Origin of the sequence: Staphylococcus sp. GDY8P54P (genome assembly GCF_017892645.1) — a bacterium.
Taxonomy (GTDB): Bacteria; Bacillota; Bacilli; order Staphylococcales; family Staphylococcaceae; genus Staphylococcus; species Staphylococcus ureilyticus.
On sequence record NZ_JAESLN010000008.1, the window covers coordinates 188,285 to 206,465 of the forward strand.

General features: G+C 33.2%; 12 protein-coding genes and 1 pseudogene. 12 read left to right on the forward strand and 1 reads right to left on the reverse strand.

What is annotated here, in order from left to right; all coding sequences use genetic code 11:
• Positions 1-205: 205 nt before the first annotated feature.
• From aryK to KA883_RS03185, 8 genes and pseudogenes are all read left to right on the forward strand, one after another.
• Positions 206-2,488 carry a transcriptional regulator AryK gene (gene aryK, locus KA883_RS03150; protein WP_046206736.1) on the forward strand — a complete coding sequence of 761 codons (2,283 nt, stop codon included), beginning with the start codon at positions 206-208 and terminating at the stop codon, positions 2,486-2,488.
• A gap of 335 nt (positions 2,489-2,823) precedes the next feature.
• The gene (locus KA883_RS03155) at positions 2,824-4,221 is read left to right on the forward strand and encodes an MFS transporter (protein ID WP_046206737.1); all 1,398 of its coding nucleotides are present in this window, start codon (positions 2,824-2,826) and stop codon (positions 4,219-4,221) included.
• A gap of 76 nt (positions 4,222-4,297) precedes the next feature.
• A complete protein-coding gene (locus tag KA883_RS03160) occupies positions 4,298-5,473 on the forward strand; it encodes a M20 family metallopeptidase (protein ID WP_046206967.1) in 1,176 nt (391 codons plus the stop codon).
• Positions 5,474-5,797: 324 nt separating this feature from the next.
• Positions 5,798-6,262, forward strand: a complete 465-nt coding sequence (locus tag KA883_RS03165; protein WP_046206738.1) for a hypothetical protein — start codon at positions 5,798-5,800, stop codon at positions 6,260-6,262.
• Positions 6,263-6,307: 45 nt separating this feature from the next.
• Entirely contained in the window at positions 6,308-7,000 is a 693-nt protein-coding gene (locus KA883_RS03170; protein WP_046206739.1) for an alpha/beta hydrolase, read from the forward strand.
• 214 nt (positions 7,001-7,214) lie between these two features.
• Entirely contained in the window at positions 7,215-8,600 is a 1,386-nt protein-coding gene (locus KA883_RS03175; RefSeq protein WP_046206740.1) for an MFS transporter, read from the forward strand.
• Between the two features lie 271 nt (positions 8,601-8,871).
• Positions 8,872-9,405: pseudogene (locus KA883_RS03180) on the forward strand (methylated-DNA--[protein]-cysteine S-methyltransferase).
• Between the two features lie 165 nt (positions 9,406-9,570).
• Positions 9,571-11,130, forward strand: a complete 1,560-nt coding sequence (locus tag KA883_RS03185) for a BCCT family transporter (protein WP_046206742.1) — start codon at positions 9,571-9,573, stop codon at positions 11,128-11,130.
• A gap of 236 nt (positions 11,131-11,366) precedes the next feature.
• Here the strand turns inward: KA883_RS03185 and KA883_RS03190 are convergent, their stop codons facing one another.
• Complete coding sequence (locus KA883_RS03190; protein ID WP_046206743.1) at positions 11,367-12,539, reverse strand: hydroxymethylglutaryl-CoA synthase; 1,173 nt, start codon at positions 12,537-12,539, stop codon at positions 11,367-11,369.
• Positions 12,540-12,641: 102 nt separating this feature from the next.
• Between KA883_RS03190 and KA883_RS03195 the strand changes: the two genes are divergently transcribed.
• The 4 genes from KA883_RS03195 (at position 12,642) to nhaC (ending at position 18,147) form a co-directional block, all read left to right on the forward strand.
• Positions 12,642-13,796 (forward strand): thiolase family protein, encoded by a 1,155-nt coding sequence (locus KA883_RS03195; RefSeq protein ID WP_046206744.1) that lies wholly within the window; start codon positions 12,642-12,644, stop codon positions 13,794-13,796.
• On the forward strand, positions 13,796-15,076 hold the full coding sequence (locus tag KA883_RS03200; RefSeq protein ID WP_046206745.1) for a hydroxymethylglutaryl-CoA reductase, degradative: 1,281 nt from the start codon (positions 13,796-13,798) through the stop codon (positions 15,074-15,076). The genes KA883_RS03195 and KA883_RS03200 overlap by 1 nt, the downstream gene beginning before the upstream one ends.
• 196 nt (positions 15,077-15,272) lie before the next feature.
• The gene (locus KA883_RS03205) at positions 15,273-16,247 is read left to right on the forward strand and encodes an SMP-30/gluconolactonase/LRE family protein (protein ID WP_210139862.1); all 975 of its coding nucleotides are present in this window, start codon (positions 15,273-15,275) and stop codon (positions 16,245-16,247) included.
• A 439-nt stretch (positions 16,248-16,686) separates the two neighbouring features.
• Positions 16,687-18,147: a Na+/H+ antiporter NhaC gene (gene nhaC / locus KA883_RS03210; RefSeq protein WP_080937840.1), complete on the forward strand. Its 1,461-nt coding sequence runs from the start codon at positions 16,687-16,689 to the stop codon at positions 18,145-18,147.
• Positions 18,148-18,181 lie beyond the last annotated feature (34 nt).

Genomic DNA, 18,181 nt, shown 5'->3' on the forward strand with positions numbered 1-18,181 from the left:
AAAGCATACCAGTTTAACACACTTTAACATCGTTTTAGCATATCCATAAATTAGCAAGATATATTAAGCACATAAATGACCGTCAACAAAATCAGAGACTTTATTTGAAGATAGGTAGATTTTTGTCCAATTAACGACAAATTAAAATCAAAATAGCAAATACGCACTTATTTTATTAAAATATATTTTAATAAAGAGGTGTGTTATGGAAAAATTTTATGATATCGAATTTAATCCAAGCAATAATTCAGTATTTAATTTTAATGATGGTGTACGTATCGTTCTCGTATTAAAAAATAAATTAAAATTTGTCAGTGGGACTAGTATTCATAAATTTCAAGCAGGTGATGTTTTTATTATCAATCATCGAGAGCGTTATCGACTGATTGAGGAGGATGACACTTTATATACCGCTATTCATTTGAAAGCATCGTATTTAAAACAATATATCAGTGATTATAATGATAAAGTATATATTTTAAATTCCCAGACATTGCAAAACGTCATTTATCAACAAATTCTGAATGTTGTGGCTAAGATAGGTGTCGTCTATATTCGAAAAGGTAAATTTTATAGATTATATATGGAACAACTGTTAATTGACTTAATGTTTATGATTGTAAGATATTTACCAGCTTATGAAAATATAAATCATGAACATCATGTCAATGATCATCGTTTAGCATTTGTATGTAAATATATTGAAAGAAATTTCACCAAACCAATCACATTAAGTGAAGTAGCTGAAAAGGTGCATTTAAGTCACACATATTTGTCTAAATTATTTACAAAACATATGGGTATCGGTTTCAATCACTATGTCAACCATATTAGAATTGAACATTGTAAAAATGACTTAATACAAACAGATGATGCTATCACTCAAATTGCTTTTAAAAATGGCTTTAGTAACTCTAATATGCTGTTGAAATATTTTAAATTAGACACAGCATTAACGCCTTCGCAATATAGAAAAAAATATCAGGTAGAAGATATAGTGAGCACCGCCAATAAACCCACTGAGTCAGAAAACTATCAAATGTATCTATACTATTTAAATTCTTATATACAACAAACGCTAGGTACTATGATCCAATCCCCCTATAATCAAAAAGTTATTGATATTACATTGAATTACGATCAAACACACGATTTATCAGATTATAACCATGTGATTCAAATTGGTAGTTTTGATACATTGCGCCTTCAAAGATACAGAAAACAACTGTTAGAAGTTCAACAATTTTTAGGCTTGGATCATGTTTTGATCAAAGATCCTATTTTAAAAGGCTACATTGATCATAAAGTTATTGAAAGTGATGAACTTATTCCTACTATGCATCCTTATATGAAAGTAGATGAATGCTTAAGTTTTTTATTTGAACATCACATAGGTTTAGGAATTGAAATTGATCCTCCAACATTACCATCCCAATTTGCGGAATATACAAAAGAATTAAGATTTTTATTAGAGCATATTTATAATACTGTGCCGAATAGACAACAATTCAAATTAGTCATTTACTTGAAGGGCAAAAAAGCCAATATGCTATTAAAAATAATAATGTTATTTAAGCAATACTTTGAACATACTCAGATTATACTTAATACGGATATCACTGATATTAATGAAGTGACAACTGCCCAACAAATCTTGGATAGTTCCAGTGAAGATGTTGATAGTATAGCGTTTAGCGCAAACCAAAATGATATTATTAATTTCAAATCAATTGAAAGTCAACAGTATGATTTAGCTAAAAGACATATCATAGAACAGTATAATAAGATCACTGAACGATTTAATATAAAAGGAAAAGATGTTTCAATTGTCCTACTTAATTGGAACACTTTAACAGGTAATACAAGCCTTACAAATGGTGAATATTTTAGAGCAGGTATCATATTTGAGCAATTGATTGATATGAATCATCAAATTAACGCAATTGGCTATTGGCTCAATCACGAATTACACCATCAATATAATTCAAATGAGGTTACTTCTGAATTAAATGGTATTGATTTATATCATCAGTTTGATGGAAAAAGACCTGCATTTTTTACAAGTATGTTTTTTAAAAAATTATTTAATCAAGTACTTTTTAAAAATGAAGACTGTATGGTTGTAGGACAGAGTGATCATTTTCAAATCGTAATATGGGATGCAGAACATTACAATCCATATTATATGACGAATGAACAAACAGATTATTTAAGTCATAAAGAGTATCAGCTCAATATATTAAATGCTACTACTGGATCATATAAAATAAAGCATTTAACACTAGATAAAAATAATGGTGCGCTTTATCAAGTTTGGCAACAGTACAATACACAACATGGTATGGATATAGAAACAATTAATTATGTGAATAGAATCTCTTATCCTAAATTAGATGTCAGTGAAGTTGATGTCGTAGATACGATATCTTATCATTTGAAATTACAAACCAACGCCATACAGATAATTGAATTTAAAAAATACTTTTAATTATATTTATAGAGAAAAAATACAATATGATTCGCTGAGTAGTATGTCTGACGATAAAATGGTCATCAAATTTGTTTAATGTTAAATGCAAAATGACAAAAATAGCATAGTCCATTTTTGTCATTTAAAACCACAAATGCTATTTAGAAAATAATCGATACTAAAACCACAATTATTATATATTTTAGCAAAATATATCCGACTACTATATTTTATAGAGAGGATAGCAAGTATCATTTATTGATTTATTGAAAATGTCGAGAGATAAGTACATTTTCCAACTAAGCTAATCTTCCCTATTTGTCATTTTAAAAATATTTTAGGAGGATGAACAAATGACGCAACAGGGAAATACGAAGAGTTATCAAGGTGACAACAAATTAATATTAGGTATTGTATTAGGGGTTGTCACTTTTTGGTTATTTGCGCAATCTTTATTAAACGTAGTTCCTACGTTACAACAATCATTTGATAGTAATATTGGAACAATCAGTATTGCTGTTAGTATTACAGCATTATTCTCAGGGATGTTTGTTGTTGGTGCAGGAAGTCTAGCGGATAAAGTAGGACGTGTGAGAATAACATATTTTGGTTTATGGTTAAGTATCATTGGTTCTTTATTGATTATAATTAGTAATCTACCAATACTACTTATCATAGGAAGGGTAATTCAAGGTTTATCGGCAGCAGCAATCATGCCTTCAACTTTAGCAATTATGAAGACATATTTTGAAGGTAAAGATAGACAGCGTGCACTGAGTTATTGGTCGATTGGTTCATGGGGTGGCTCAGGTTTAGCATCCTTATTCGGTGGTATGGTTTCAACTTTTATTGGTTGGAGATGGATTTTTATTTTATCTATCATTGTTGCACTAATTGCAATGTTATTAATAAAAGGGACACCGGAAACGAAATCTGATAGTACAACAAACTTGAAATTTGACTTTACTGGGCTAATTCTTTTTGTAGTTATGATGTTAAGTATTAATGTCGTGATTACGCAAAGTGGTACATTTGGCATGCTTTCACCTATAATAATAGGATTGCTTATTGTATTTATTATCACAACTATAGCTTTTGTCATAGTTGAAAACAAAAAGCATAATCCATTAATTGATTTTAAATTATTTAAAAATAAAGCTTATACAGGCGCGACATTATCCAATTTCTTACTTAATGGTGTTGCAGGTGCCTTGCTGGTAGCCAATACATTCGTTCAAAAAGGTATAGGTTTCAACGCATTCCAAACAGGACTTTTATCGATTACATATTTGGTTACTGTATTGTTGATGATTAGAGTCGGTGAAAAAGTTTTACAAAAAGTGGGTGCTAAAAAACCGATGTTGTTAGGTACAACATTTAATATGGTTGGTATTATTTTAATATCATTTACATTTTTGCCAAGCGCACTATATGTCGTAGTATGTATCATAGGTTATTTACTATATGGATTAGGTTTAGGTTTTTATGCGACACCTTCTACAGATATGGCGATATCTAATTCTCCTGAAGATAAAGTTGGTGTAGCTTCGGGTATTTATAAAATGGCTTCCTCATTAGGTGGTGCGTTTGGTATAGCTTTATCAGGAGCATTATATGGCGTTGTTACAGAAGCTACAAATGTGAAATTTGGAGCGATGGCTGGTTTATGGCTAAATGTATTAATGGCATTGCTTTCCTTCGTTATTATTCTTTTAGCTGTACCATCATTTAAGAAACAAAATAAAGCATAATTCAATATTACAACGTTGTCATTTGAAAAGTATATAATGACATTAAGGTATCGTATATTTCATTGGAGGAATGATTATCATGAAACAACTGATTGAAAAATTGAAAGAAAAAGAAGCACGTATGATTGAGATACGTCGATACTTACATCAACACCCAGAACTATCATTTTGTGAAAAAGAAACACCTAAGTATATAGAGTCGTTTTATGAAGGTAAAGATTGTAAGGTTGAAACGAATGTAGGACCAAATGGTTTGAAAGTTATTATAGATAGCGGTAAACCAGGTAAGACAATCGCAATTCGTGCTGACTTCGATGCTTTACCAATTCAAGAAGATACGGGTCTAGCATTTTCTTCTAAAAATGATGGTGTGATGCACGCATGTGGGCATGATGCACATACTGCATATATGTTGATTCTTGCAGAGACACTTATTGAAATGAAAGACCAATTTAATGGTAAAGTGGTTGTTATACATCAACCTGCCGAAGAAGTACCTCCTGGTGGTGCTCAGTCAATGATTAAAGATGGTATTTTAGATGGTGTTGATCACGTACTAGGTGTTCACGTCATGAGTCATATGCCTGCAGGTAATATCTATTATCGAGAAGGAAATGTACAAACTGGGCGTGACTTCTTTAAGCTTAAAGTCAATGGTCAAGGCGGACATGGCTCTTCGCCACATACAGCAAATGATAGTATTGTAGCAGGTGCATATTTTGTAAATGCTTTACAGACCGTTGTTTCCAGACGCTTAAATCCATTTGAAACAGGTGTTGTTACCATAGGTTCATTTGATGGTAAAGGACAATTCAATGTGATTAAAGATAGTGTTGAAATAGAAGGTGACGTACGTGCGTTAACAGATGATACTAAAAACACAATTAAAAAAGAAGTGACGCGTTTGTCAGATGGATTGGAAGCGATGTTTGGTGTCAAATGTGAATTAGACTACCATGATGATTACCCAGCATTGTACAATGATCCTGAGTTTACAAAATTTGTTGTAGACACAATAAAAGAAGCGGATACTGATGCCATTAAAAATGTTGAAAGATGTGAACCACAACCGCCTTCAGAAGATTTTGCTTACTATGCAAAAACAATTCCAGGCACATTTATTTATGCTGGTGCTGCACCAGAAAATGGTGAAATCCATCCCCACCATCATCCTAAATTTAATATCAGTGAAAGTTCAATGCGAGTTTCTGCAGAAGCAGTAGGATTAACAGTATTAAATTATCTTAAATAATACAATTACTTATGAAAGCTACCATACATTTCTATTGCCGTAGAATGCATGATTTACGATAGTAGAATATTGATTAGTATGATAAACCTAATTAATATTTATGATTAAAAAACGGGCGCATACGAGGTTTATTACTTGATAAACCATACGTATACACCTGTTTTTTTGTTGTATAAATCACACGTTGATATAGGACAAAAATAAAATTACATTAAATAACTAATGAGGTTTTTCGCTAATTAAAAATTGATCATGATAACAAAAGGTTTAATATTAGGTCATTTAGTGTATATGTAAATTGAAAAAAAGAAAGGAATGATTACATTGAATGGCGAGAAAAAAATAAACGCCCTGTTAGAAGATTATCAAAAGCAATTAAAGAAATTATTTAAGTATGATAAAGCAAACGCACTGAGTTTTGATAATGAAAGTAGAAGTAAAGTCGCAGAACAAAAAGGTGTTTTTGTAATTTTTGAAAATAAAAAACCAATATTTGTTGGGCAAGCTGGTGGATTTATGACTGGCTTTAAATTTACACAAAAAGATTTATCTGACAAATTAGGCCAATTTAATTCAGCTTCAGACGCTGGTACTGCAAAATTTAGAAAAGCGTATTTAGCGCATCATGGTTTAGATGAAGCAGAAATGAAAAATATTAAGGCAAGTGAAAAAAATTTAAAGTTTCAATACATTAAGGTTAAAGATAATTTAGCTTTTATCAATATTTTAGAAATTTTAGCATTAGAATATGCTAAGAAAAATAAAATAAACTTATTTAATTTTTCTTAGTTAAAATCTATGTGTATTTGAACTGCTGAGAAAGTGGTGATTAAAATGAATATTGGAACATTTAAAATTCATTTTCAACAACATGATATTTTTGTGAAATTGCCCAAAGCATACGATGAAGCAAAAGAAAGTGGTTATTCACTTATATTAGTGCAAGATGGAGACGAGTTATTTAAAGATATTGAGCGAGATATGATATTGGTTGGAGTACTGTCCAACAATAGAAATCAGGATTATAGCCCATGGGAAACGGTTGTAGATGGGGTTCATTATAAAGGGGAAGCGGATGCTTATATTTTATGGATGACTAAGCATTTGCTTCCTTATTTAAGAAAATGTTTTAATATATCACAAAGAAACGAAGATATCTGTATAGCTGGCGCTTCACTAGGTGGATTACTTGCTTTGTATACATTATTTAAAAGTCCAGAAAATTTTGGCAGCTACATATTAATATCACCTTCTGTATGGTACCCAGGATTTGTACAGTTTATGAAACAACAAACCGTTATTAAAGATGACAAACAAATTTATTGGTATGTCGGAGCGCTCGAAGGACAACAACAATTTAGCATGAAACAAGAGATGTTTGTTCGAACAGAATTCGCTGTAGATATATTAAGTGAATTACTGTTTTCTGACAAAGCAATGTTTTATTATACTACTAATAGGAACGGTAAACACAATGTATTGTATTTTAAAAGCTATTTTGCTAAAGCAATTAAGAAATTATTTTGATATTGTCAATTTTAAGAAAAAATTAAGTATTTAGTTTAAATTATCAGAAAATTCATAATAATCTGCGGTCAATATCCCCCTTTTCAATAAAACAATGGTAATATTTTAGTTATATGTATTTTTATAAATTGTATTATCACTGATTGCAATTTTCAGATTTGTAAAATACATGAATGAATATATCGTTATTAACATTGAAATAGGGGATGTTTTTATGACAGTGAAAATAGAAAAAGTTTCAGGTAGTAAGTTATTAACTGGCATTGTTTTATCTATATTAACATACTGGTTATTTGCCCAAGCATTTTTAAATATTGGACCTAAAATACAAACTACTTTTGATGCGAGTCCGGATATCGTAAATATTTCAGTGAGTCTAACCTCATTTGTAACAGGTGTATTTATGGTAGTAGCTGGGAATATATCAGATAAATTTGGTAAAGTGAAATTGACGAGAATTGCTTTAGTGTTAAGTATTGTTGGTTCTTTGATGTTGATTGCTTCAGGAAATGTTGTAATGCTACTACTTGGTCGTATTGTACAGGGACTTTCTGCAGCGATTATCATGCCAGCCACAATTTCTATAGTGAACGATTTTTTTGATGGTGATGATAGACAAAAGGCACTCAGTTTTTGGTCAATCGGTGCATTTGGTGGTACTGGGTTATCTTCCTTTTTTGCAGGAGCACTGGCTACATTTATTTTTTGGCAGTCTATTTTTATATTATCGATCATATTATCAATTGTAGCTTTAGTTTTACTGCGCAAATTACCAGAAAGTCGTATTAATAAAGCAGAAACGAGCCCGTTTGATTATATCGGTTTAATCATTTTTATTATTATGATTGGTAGCATTAGTTTTGTCATCACGCAAGGCTATAAAATAGGTTGGTTAAATGCTGTAACAGTAATCTTATTTGTCATATTTTTAATTTGTATATACATATTTTTCAAAGTAGAACGTGTCAAAAAGGTGCCGTTTATCGATTTAGATTTATTTAAAAATAGGCCTTATATTGGTGCCGTTTTAGCTAACTTTTTATTGAATACCGGTGTAGGTGTGATTGCTTTATTAAATATGTACGTACAATCCGGCTTGAAATTAACAGCTTTCCAAGCAGGATTGTTAACTTTACCTTATTTAATTTCATTATTGCTAGTCATTCGCTTAGGTGAGAAGAGTATTAAAAGATTTGGTGCAAAACGCGCAATGATTATTGGCCCAATATTTACTGGCTTAGGTGTATTAATGTTCAGTTTGACATTTTTTGATACTACGCTTTATGTTGTTGTAGCGCTAATTGGTGCTATATGTTTTGGTGGCGGTACAGGATTATTTGCGACACCAGCTTTAAGTACGGCGGTTTCTACGACTCCACCGGAAAAAGTAGGTGTTGCTTCAGGGATTTTTAAAATGGGATCTACATTAGGCGGTGCATTCGGTATAGCAATTATGACTTCTATTTTTACTGGTATAATTCAAAGTGGTCATAGCATACACATTGCAGCGGGTGTAGGTTTTATCATGGGGACTTGTTTAGTATTATGTGGTGTATTAGCAAGTGCACTTGTTATACCAACACGGAAAGTGAGTCAGTGAAGGGTATTTCGTTTATTAATCGCTAGGTTGAGTCTGATATTATGATTCGTTCCACGCCTTTTTTTACTAAACATGTGAAATGGAGTGATGATGAGGAATATATATCATGACAAAATGTTGTTAATAAGTATACCTAATCTTGTTGCTACACAATGACTTAAAGCGCGATTACCGTGTTTTTCTATCATGACTTGTATCAACTGTATCTATTTTACATTAAAATATAAAAGGATTATGATAATCACAAAATATACTAGAAAGAAGTGGTATGATGCACTATAAAACATATTATGAGTCACCGATTGGTCGGATTGCACTTACGTCAGATGGTGAAGCAATTACAGGCTTGTGGTTACCGAAACACGATGATTTCGAATCAAATTATGACGAGGCATTAACAGAAGCGGAATTACCAGTTTTTGAAAAAGTTATTAGTTGGCTCGATAAATATTTTTCAGGAAATAACCCGAAAATTGATTTTGCACTGAAACCTATAGGAACCGAATTTAGAGAGCAAGTTTGGGATGTTTTATTGAAAATACCATATGGAGAGACTGTTACTTATGGTGAAATTGCTAAAGAAATAGGTATTAAAAGAAATAAGCCAAATATGTCTTCACAAGCAGTTGGTGGTGCGGTTGGTACAAATCCGATTTCTATTATAATTCCATGTCATAGAGTCGTTGGAAAAAACGGCAGTCTTACTGGATAAGGTGGTGGCATTGATACAAAAATAGAGTTGTTGAAATTGGAAAAAGTAGATATGCAACCGCTTTACAGACCAAAATATAGTACGAAACCTTAAGCGTAAATTTGCTCCTGACTGAAAGTTATTGTAAGTAAATATTATTATTTTATACATTTTGTATTTTTTATCAATAAAATTTTCTGAAAATATAAAGTTGTTTCTCTTGCTCAGTGTGTTATCCTATAAAACGTCTTTTTTATTATTATTAGAGGGGTGGAAAATTTGGATAATACAAAAAAGTCGTTTTCTAGTGTGTTTATTTATTCAGCACTAGTCGTAGGCTTATTAGTAGTTATTGGAGCTATTTTTCCAGCTAAATTTGGAGAAATTACTGGTGTTATTTCTTCTTGGGTGACGAAAACGTTTGGTTGGTATTATATGTTACTGTATACAGTAATTTTAGGTTTTTGTGTATTTTTAGTATTCAGTCCTATTGGAAAATTGAAATTAGGCAAACCGACAGATAAACCGGAATTTCATACAGTATCTTGGTTAGCGATGTTATTCAGTGCAGGTATGGGCATAGGTTTAGTGTTTTATGGTTCTTCAGAACCGATATCACATTATTTAGCACCGCCAACAGCAGATCCTGAAACGAAAGAAGCGATGGCACAAGCCTTTAGGTCTTCATTTATTGATTATGGATTTCATCCTTGGGCAGTTTATGGCGTAGTGGCATTAGGTTTGGCATATTCTCAATTTCGTAAAGGAGAAAATGGCTTAATTTCTAGAACGCTAAGACCAGTGTTGGGCGATAGAGTAGATGGCCCAATTGGTGTCATTGTTGATGTTTTAGCGGTATTTGCAACTATTATTGGTGTTGCGGTTTCTTTAGGTGTAGGGGCAATACAGATAAACGGTGGTTTAAATTATTTATTTGGTGTGCCGAATAACTCTGTTGTTCAAGGAATTATTATTGCTGTAGTTACCGTATTATTTTTATATAGTGCATGGAGTGGCTTGAGTAAAGGTATCCAATATTTAAGTAATTTAAATATGTTTTTAGCAGCATTGTTGCTTATTGTTATCTTTATTGTAGGACCAACCGTATTGATATTAAATATGATGACAAGCGGTACTGGTGATTACCTTAATTCACTGATTTTTAATAGTTTAGATGTAGCACCATTAAATGAACAAAAAGCTGAGTGGTTGAAAAGTTGGACGATTTATTATTGGGGCTGGTGGATGAGTTGGAGTCCATTCGTGGGTATATTTATTGCGAGAATCTCAAAAGGTCGTAGTATTCGCGAATTTGTAATTGCCGTATTAGGCGTACCCGTTGTGATTAGTATTATTTGGTTTAGTGCTTTTGGTGTAACTGGCATAGATGTTGGACAAGCTCATAGCGAGATATTTAAAATGCCACCAGAAACGCAATTGTTCGGTATTTTTAATGAGTTACCATTTGGTTTTGTATTATCAATTATTGCGTTAGCATTAATTGCTTCATTCTTTATCACTTCTGCAGACTCTGCAACCTTTGTTCTAGGTATGCAAACTGCATATGGTACTTTGAATCCTTCAGGATTTATCAAAATTGTATGGGGACTTGCATTAGCAGCTATCGCTTACGTATTATTATTAGCTGGTGGTGATACTGGACTAGATGCATTACAATCAGCGGCAATTATTTCTGCTTTACCGTTTAGTTTTGTCGTTATATTAATGATGATTTCCTTATATAAAGATGGAAATGAAGAGCGTAAATATTTAGGGTTATCGTTACAACCCAAAAGAGAGATTGAAACACAAGATTTAAACGAAACAAATCGTGATTAATTCTTATAGGAAATTTCAACATAGTGACTTTAATATGATAAAAGAGGATGCCTTTATGTAAGTGAAGTAAAAGGTATCCTCTTTCTTTTATATAAAAAGACCCGTAAGTGAATATTAAAAATTCATTTACGGGTTTATAAATAATCTTTGATGTTAGATAAAGTTATTCAGATATAGACATTTTTATGTCATTAATCATTCTGAATAAAGTGAGATAAGATTAAGTGAATTGAAACTTAATTTAATGTATTATAATTACGAATATGATCATTGATACTTTCGAGATAGAAAATACCTTTTGTTTCATTTGCTAGCTCAACATCATGGTCAAATTCAAGGTTGTCGAAACGTTTGAAAAATGTTTCATATGTGTCAACAGAGATTTCTGTACGATGATTTAATAGATTTTTATGTTTTTCTATATCAAGCGCATCTTGATAACCTTCCACTAATTTACCGCTAAAGAATTCACCAACAGAGCCTGAACCATAGCTGAATAGACCAATTGTATCACCAGCGTTTAATTCGGTATGTGTTTCTAATAATGAAATCAAGCTTAAGTACAATGACCCAGTATAAATATTACCTACATAACGGTTGTAATAAGTTGCCGCGTCATATCCAGAAGTTAATCGTTCTTTAGTTTCTGTGTTGATATCTTCAGTTAAGATAGAATCAAGTGCTTTTTTACCCATTTTAGTAAATGGCACGTGGAAACATAATGATTTAAATGTATCTAGTGTAGTATTATATCTACGTGCATATTCATTCCAACTTTCTTGAAATGAGTGGATATATGCATCTTTTGATAATGCACCATCCACAAGTGGATACGGTTGTCCACTTGGACGCCAAAAATCGTATACATCTTCTGTAAATGCAACTGCGTCATCATTTAGTTCAAGAATACGTGGGTTTTGTGTTATCATCATAGCAACTGCACCTGCACCTTGCGTTGGCTCACCGCCAGATTCTAGGCCGTAGCGCGCAGTGTCACTAGCAATAACTAAAACTTTTTCATTGGGACGGCTAGCGATATAATCTTTCGCTAATTGAATTGCAGGCGTGGCAGCGTAGCAAGCTTCTTTCATTTCAATACAACGTGCGAATGGTTGAATACCTAAAAGATTATGTATTTGAACTGCAGATGCTTTAGCAGAATCTATAGCAGATTCAGTTGCAACAATAACCATGCTAATTTGTTTTTTATCATCTTCAGAGATGATTTCTTTGGCAGCATTGGCACCCATAGATACAATATCTTGACTCATTGGGCTGACTGCCATTTCATTTTGCCCAATACCAATAAGAAATTTATTTGGGTCAACTTGACGAGATTCGGCAAGTTTAGCCATGTCTACATAAAAATTTGGAACATAAAAATTGATTTGATCAATACCAACTGTCATAAAGTGTATCGACACCTTTCTTTAATAAATAAGCAATTGTATCATATCAAATCACATGTATAAAATACAATGATTTACCACATGTTCAGAAGGAGAATAATAATGAAAAAAATAGCAATCGTAAGTGCCAAGCGGACACCTATAGGAAAATTCAGAGGAAAATTAAGTAATTATACTGCAGTAGAATTAGGTACAAAATCGTTAGAAGCTGCAATGTCAGCAATTAATCTCAAACCTGAAATGATAGAGCAGGTCATTTATGGCAATGTACTTCAAGCTGGAAATGGTCAAAATCCTGCGCGACAAGTTAGTATCAACGCAGGTGTACCTAATACTACACCTGCGATGACTATTAATGAAGTCTGTGGTTCAGGATTGAAATCGATTATATTAGGCAAACAACAAATTCAATTAGGTGAAGCAAAAGTAGTAGCAGTAGGCGGCATTGAAAGTATGACCAATGCTCCCCAAATATTACTTAATGAAGATGTAGCGCCAGTAGAAAGTTTTATGCATGACGGTTTAACTGATGCATTTCTAAATGTACCAATGGGCATTACTGCAGAGAAAATAGCAGAAAAATATAATGTTACACGAGCACAACAAGATGAATTTGCGAATGACTCGCAACATAAAGCGGCACAAGCTTCCAGCTCAGGTAAATTTGATAATGAAATTGTTCCCTTAACAGATAGTGAAGGCCAATTAATGACAGCAGATGAAGGTATTCGTGGAAATAGCAGTGTTGAAAAATTAAGCACATTAAAAACAATATTTAAAGAAGATGGTACTGTCACAGGAGGGAATGCTTCAAGTATCAACGATGGCGCATCAACAATTATTTTGATGGATGTAGATTATGCAAAACAAGAAGGATTTGAAATTATTGCAACATTAGGTGAACACGCGGAAATTGGCTGTGATCCTGCCTATATGGGGTACGCACCGTACCATGCAGTGACGGAATTATTAGCAAAAGCTAAGAAAGATATAAATGATATTGAAGTTGTAGAAATGACAGAAGCATTTGCTGCTCAAAGTATACCGGTTAAAAATAATTTGGGGATACATCCTGATAAGCTTAACTTATACGGTGGTGCTATTGCTATAGGTCATCCTATAGGTGCGAGTGGAACGCGGTTGGTGACAACTTTAGTGAATATCTTATCGCAAGAAAATAAACAAAATGGTATTGCAACTGCATGTATTGGTGGCGGTTTAGGTATTGCATTATATGTAGAAAAGGGGGATGCATGATGTTACCATTAGGCAAAGATTTTCGTCATTTATCACGTGAAGAAAAGTTAAACTGTCTAGTCGAATATGGTTGGTTGAATAAAGAAAATCAGGATATGTTATTAACACATCCTTTAATTCCAGAAGAAATAGCTAACAGTTTAATTGAAAATGTGATCGGTCAAGGTGCATTACCTGTCGGATTACTACCTGAAATTATTGTAGATGACAAATCATATGTTGTTCCAATGATGGTTGAAGAACCTTCTGTTGTTGCAGCTGCAAGCTATGGTGCAAAATTAGTTAATGAAACAGGAGGTTTTCATGTCATCGCTAGTGAGCGGTTAATGATTGGACAAATTGTTTTTGATAACGTAAAGGATACCCAACGCTTATCTCAAAATATTAAAAATCTTGAACCAAAAATTAAGCAAATTGCAGATGAGTCTTATCCCAGTATTATTAAAAGAGGTGGCGGTTATCGTCGAGTTGAAATAGATACTTTTCCTGAAGCACAGTTCGTATCACTCAAAGTATTTGTAGATACGAAAGATGCAATGGGCGCTAACATGTTAAATACAATATTAGAGGGGATTTCTGCATATTTAAAAACAGAAATTGAAGATGTAGATATATTGATGAGTATTCTTTCTAACCATGCCACTGCTTCTGTGGTTAAAGTACAAGGCGAGATAGATGTCCAATCACTATCGAAAGATGGACGTGACGGGGCCAAAGTAGCACATAGAATGGAAAGGGCATCTGTGTTAGCGCAAGTAGATATTCATCGTGCAGCAACACATAACAAAGGTGTTATGAATGGTATTCACGCAGTTGTCTTAGCTACAGGTAATGATACACGCGGCGCCGAAGCCAGTGCTCATGCTTATGCGAGTAAAGATGGACAGTATCGAGGCATAGCTACTTGGCAATATGATGCATCACGTCAAAAATTAGTTGGTACGATTGAGGTTCCAATGACATTGGCAACAGTTGGTGGAGGGACACGTGTATTACCTATTGCACGTGCTGCCTTAGATTTAATGAAAGTTGACTCGGCACAAGAACTTGGTCATGTTGTAGCTGCAGTTGGTTTAGCTCAGAACTTCGCTGCATGTCGTGCACTTGTTTCAGAAGGTATTCAAAAAGGTCATATGAGTTTACAATATAAATCATTAGCAATTGTCGTAGGTGCTCAAGGTGACGAAATTACGAAAGTCGCTGAATTGTTAAAAGAAAAGCCGAGCGCAAATGCGGCTATGGCAGAACAAATTCTCAATCAAATGAGAGAAGCACATTAGTAATTAAATGATGTTTTTATAATAGGTGTAATCGTGTCTTTAAAACATTTTATATGAAAGGCGGAGTGATGATACATTGTTTTCATTACTCCGTCTTTTTGTACAATCAATCATTGTGAATTAAACTATAAATATTTTATTTTGGGATTTGAGTTCAATATAATATAAATGAAAAGATTAAAAGAAATGAGGGAATATGATGGGCAATAATATACCGGCATTATCATATGATCACACGAATCATTCTGTGGTGCCACTTTTAGCATCGGAACAAAGCCTACAAACAATTACTGCAGAACCGTGGCTGGAAATTTCAGATGAAGGATTACAATTAGAAGGGTTATGCTTTAATAGAAATGGAGATTTAACACTTTGTGAAGTATTTGGTGGAACTATCTTTCACGTGACTTTACCAGACAAAAAAGTCACTCAGCTTTTTAAATCACATAAAGAAAATCCTGCAGCTGTTAAAATCCATAAAGATGGAAGACTATTTATTTGTTATTTGGGTGATTTCGAACGTTCGGGTGGCGTGTTTGCGGTTAATGCTGAAGGAAAAGCAGAAGAAACGATTGTGTCAGACATTGATACAGAATACTGTGTGGACGATTTAGTGTTTGATAGTAAAGGTGGATTTTATTTCACTGATTTTAGAGGATACTCTACAAATCCTAAAGGTGGTGTATATTATGTTGCGCCAGATTATAAATCCATAACGCCTGTGATTCAAAATTTAGCAGTTGCTAATGGCATAGCTTTAAGTACTGACGAAAAAACACTATGGGTAACTGAAACAAATGCGAATCGATTACATCGCATTGATTTACTAGAAGATGGCGTGACCATTGCACCATTTGGCGCTTCTATACCTTATCATTTTACTGGCCATGAAGGGCCAGATTCATGTTGTATAGACAGTGATGATAATTTATATGTTGCAATGTACGGACAAGGCAGTGTGTTAGTGTTTAATAAAAAAGGTTATCCTATTGGACAAATTTTAATACCAGGACGCGATCAAGGGCATATGCTTCGTTCAACACATCCTGCATTTATTCCAGGTACGGATCAATTAGTGATTTGTGCCAATGATATTGAACAAGGTGGCGGTTCTTGGATTTATACAGCAAAGGGATTTGCAAAAGGTCATCATAGCTACCAGTTTCATTAAAGTAGGATAAAAAAAGCGTTTTAAGTCATTGAGTGGGACAGGAATCTCAATTTCTTAAAAAGGTTTTGTCATCTCATCGCGACAAGAACAACAAGCATGACAAGCATTAAACAAAGCATAAAGTGATTAACTGAGCTAAAGTACATGTTTAACTCCTACTAACTTAATGACTGACAATATGAAAGTCTGGGACGAATCAACGTCGTCCCAGGCTTTTTCAGTATACACTACCTTTGTTAGTAGTATTTATATATTAATTATGTAGAAATCATAGCATTTAAATTGTTAATTGAAGTTTATAAACACGATCGTACGGCGAGGTGTTTTGTTAATTTTAAGTATAACAATAAATTAATTGAGATAAAATTCATTAAAAATTTATAAATACACTATTGAAAGCGCATACATTTTTAAGTATGATATAAATTAACAAAGGTAGGTGTTTGCTATTTTAAAGTCAAAAGATAAGCATAACGATGAAAAACAGGATTTAAAGAAGCCATTAGGAGTTACGTCGGCAGTTGTTACATTGTCAATTATGATTATTACTATGTTAATAACTGTGGCGGTATTAGAAAAAGAACCTCATATACCATTAATGATAGGTACTGCGGTAGCGATTATTGTGACAATGCTACATGGTTATGAATTTAGTGAAGTAGAAGAAATGATGTACAAGGGTATACGGCATGCATTGCCAGCGATTGTTATTATTATACTTGTAGGTTTAGTTATTGGTTCATGGATTGGTAGTGGTGTTGTAGCAACGATGATATATTATGGACTACAATTAATAGATCCGCGGTATTTTTTAGCAGTTGTAGTTATATTATGTGGTGTCGTAGCGTTAGCGATTGGAAGTAGTTGGTCTACAATGGCGACTGTTGGTGTAGCTTCAATGGGGATTGGAGTTAGTATGGGGATTTCTCCTGGTATGGTTGCTGGTGCAGTCATTTGTGGTGCTTATTTTGGGGATAAGATGAGCCCATTATCGGATACAACAAATCTTGCTTCAGGCTTATCTGGCGTTGAATTATTTGAACATATTAAGCATATGTTCTATACAACTATTCCGGCAGTAATTATTGCATTAATTGCATTTTTCTTTATTGGTATGCAGTATGGCAATAAAAATTTTGATACGAAACGCATCGATGCAATTCTTAGCACTATGCAAGATAATTTTGTAATTTCACCATGGTTGTTGTTAGTACCTTTAGTAGTTATTGTATTGGTCACGTTCAAAGTCCCAGCGATACCAGCCATTTGCGTCGGTATTATATTTGGTTTTTTTGCTCAAATTTTTGTGCAAGGTGGAACAATAACAGAAGCGCTGACAGCTTTGCAAACAGGATATACGATTGAATCAGGTAATAAACTTGTAGATGAATTATTTAATCGAGGCGGATTAGAATCAATGTTTTATACGATTTCATTGACGTTAGTAGCGATGACTTTTGGTGGTGTGTTGGAATACTCAGGCATGTTATCTGCATTGATTTCAGTGATTTTAAAAGTAGCGAGAACAACTGGTTCATTGATTGCATCAGTTATTGTTTCTTGTATTGGTACTAATTTTACATGTTCAGAACAATACATATCTATCATTGTACCTTCTAGAATGTATGCGAGTGCTTTTAAAGACAAGGGTTTACATCCTAAAAACTTATCTAGGGCATTAGAAGATGGTGGAACGTTGACGTCAGTATTCGTTCCTTGGAACACGTGTGGCGTATTTATTGCATCAACGCTAGGCGTATCGGTAATGGAATATGCACCATTTGCTATTGTGAATTACACTGTGCCTATAATTTCAGTCATTTTTGGCTACATTGGTTTTAAAATAATTAAATTAAAAGATTCAGATAAGGTGCATACAGATAATACTAACTTAGCTTAATTTTTTGAATTTTATAAAAATTAACCATTTAATC

What these genes read in the sequence shown, in the direction of transcription:
- KA883_RS03200 (WP_046206745.1), top strand. Translation starts at nt 13,796, where the DNA reads ATGTTACCATTAGGCAAAGATTTTCGTCATTTATCACGTGAAGAAAAG.
- aryK (WP_046206736.1), top strand. Translation starts at nt 206, where the DNA reads ATGGAAAAATTTTATGATATCGAATTTAATCCAAGCAATAATTCAGTA.
- KA883_RS03205 (WP_210139862.1), top strand. Translation starts at nt 15,273, where the DNA reads ATGATGGGCAATAATATACCGGCATTATCATATGATCACACGAATCAT.
- KA883_RS03190 (WP_046206743.1), bottom strand. Translation starts at nt 12,539, where the DNA reads ATGACAGTTGGTATTGATCAAATCAATTTTTATGTTCCAAATTTTTAT.
- KA883_RS03170 (WP_046206739.1), top strand. Translation starts at nt 6,308, where the DNA reads ATGAATATTGGAACATTTAAAATTCATTTTCAACAACATGATATTTTT.
- KA883_RS03195 (WP_046206744.1), top strand. Translation starts at nt 12,642, where the DNA reads ATGAAAAAAATAGCAATCGTAAGTGCCAAGCGGACACCTATAGGAAAA.
- KA883_RS03175 (WP_046206740.1), top strand. Translation starts at nt 7,215, where the DNA reads ATGACAGTGAAAATAGAAAAAGTTTCAGGTAGTAAGTTATTAACTGGC.
- KA883_RS03155 (WP_046206737.1), top strand. Translation starts at nt 2,824, where the DNA reads ATGACGCAACAGGGAAATACGAAGAGTTATCAAGGTGACAACAAATTA.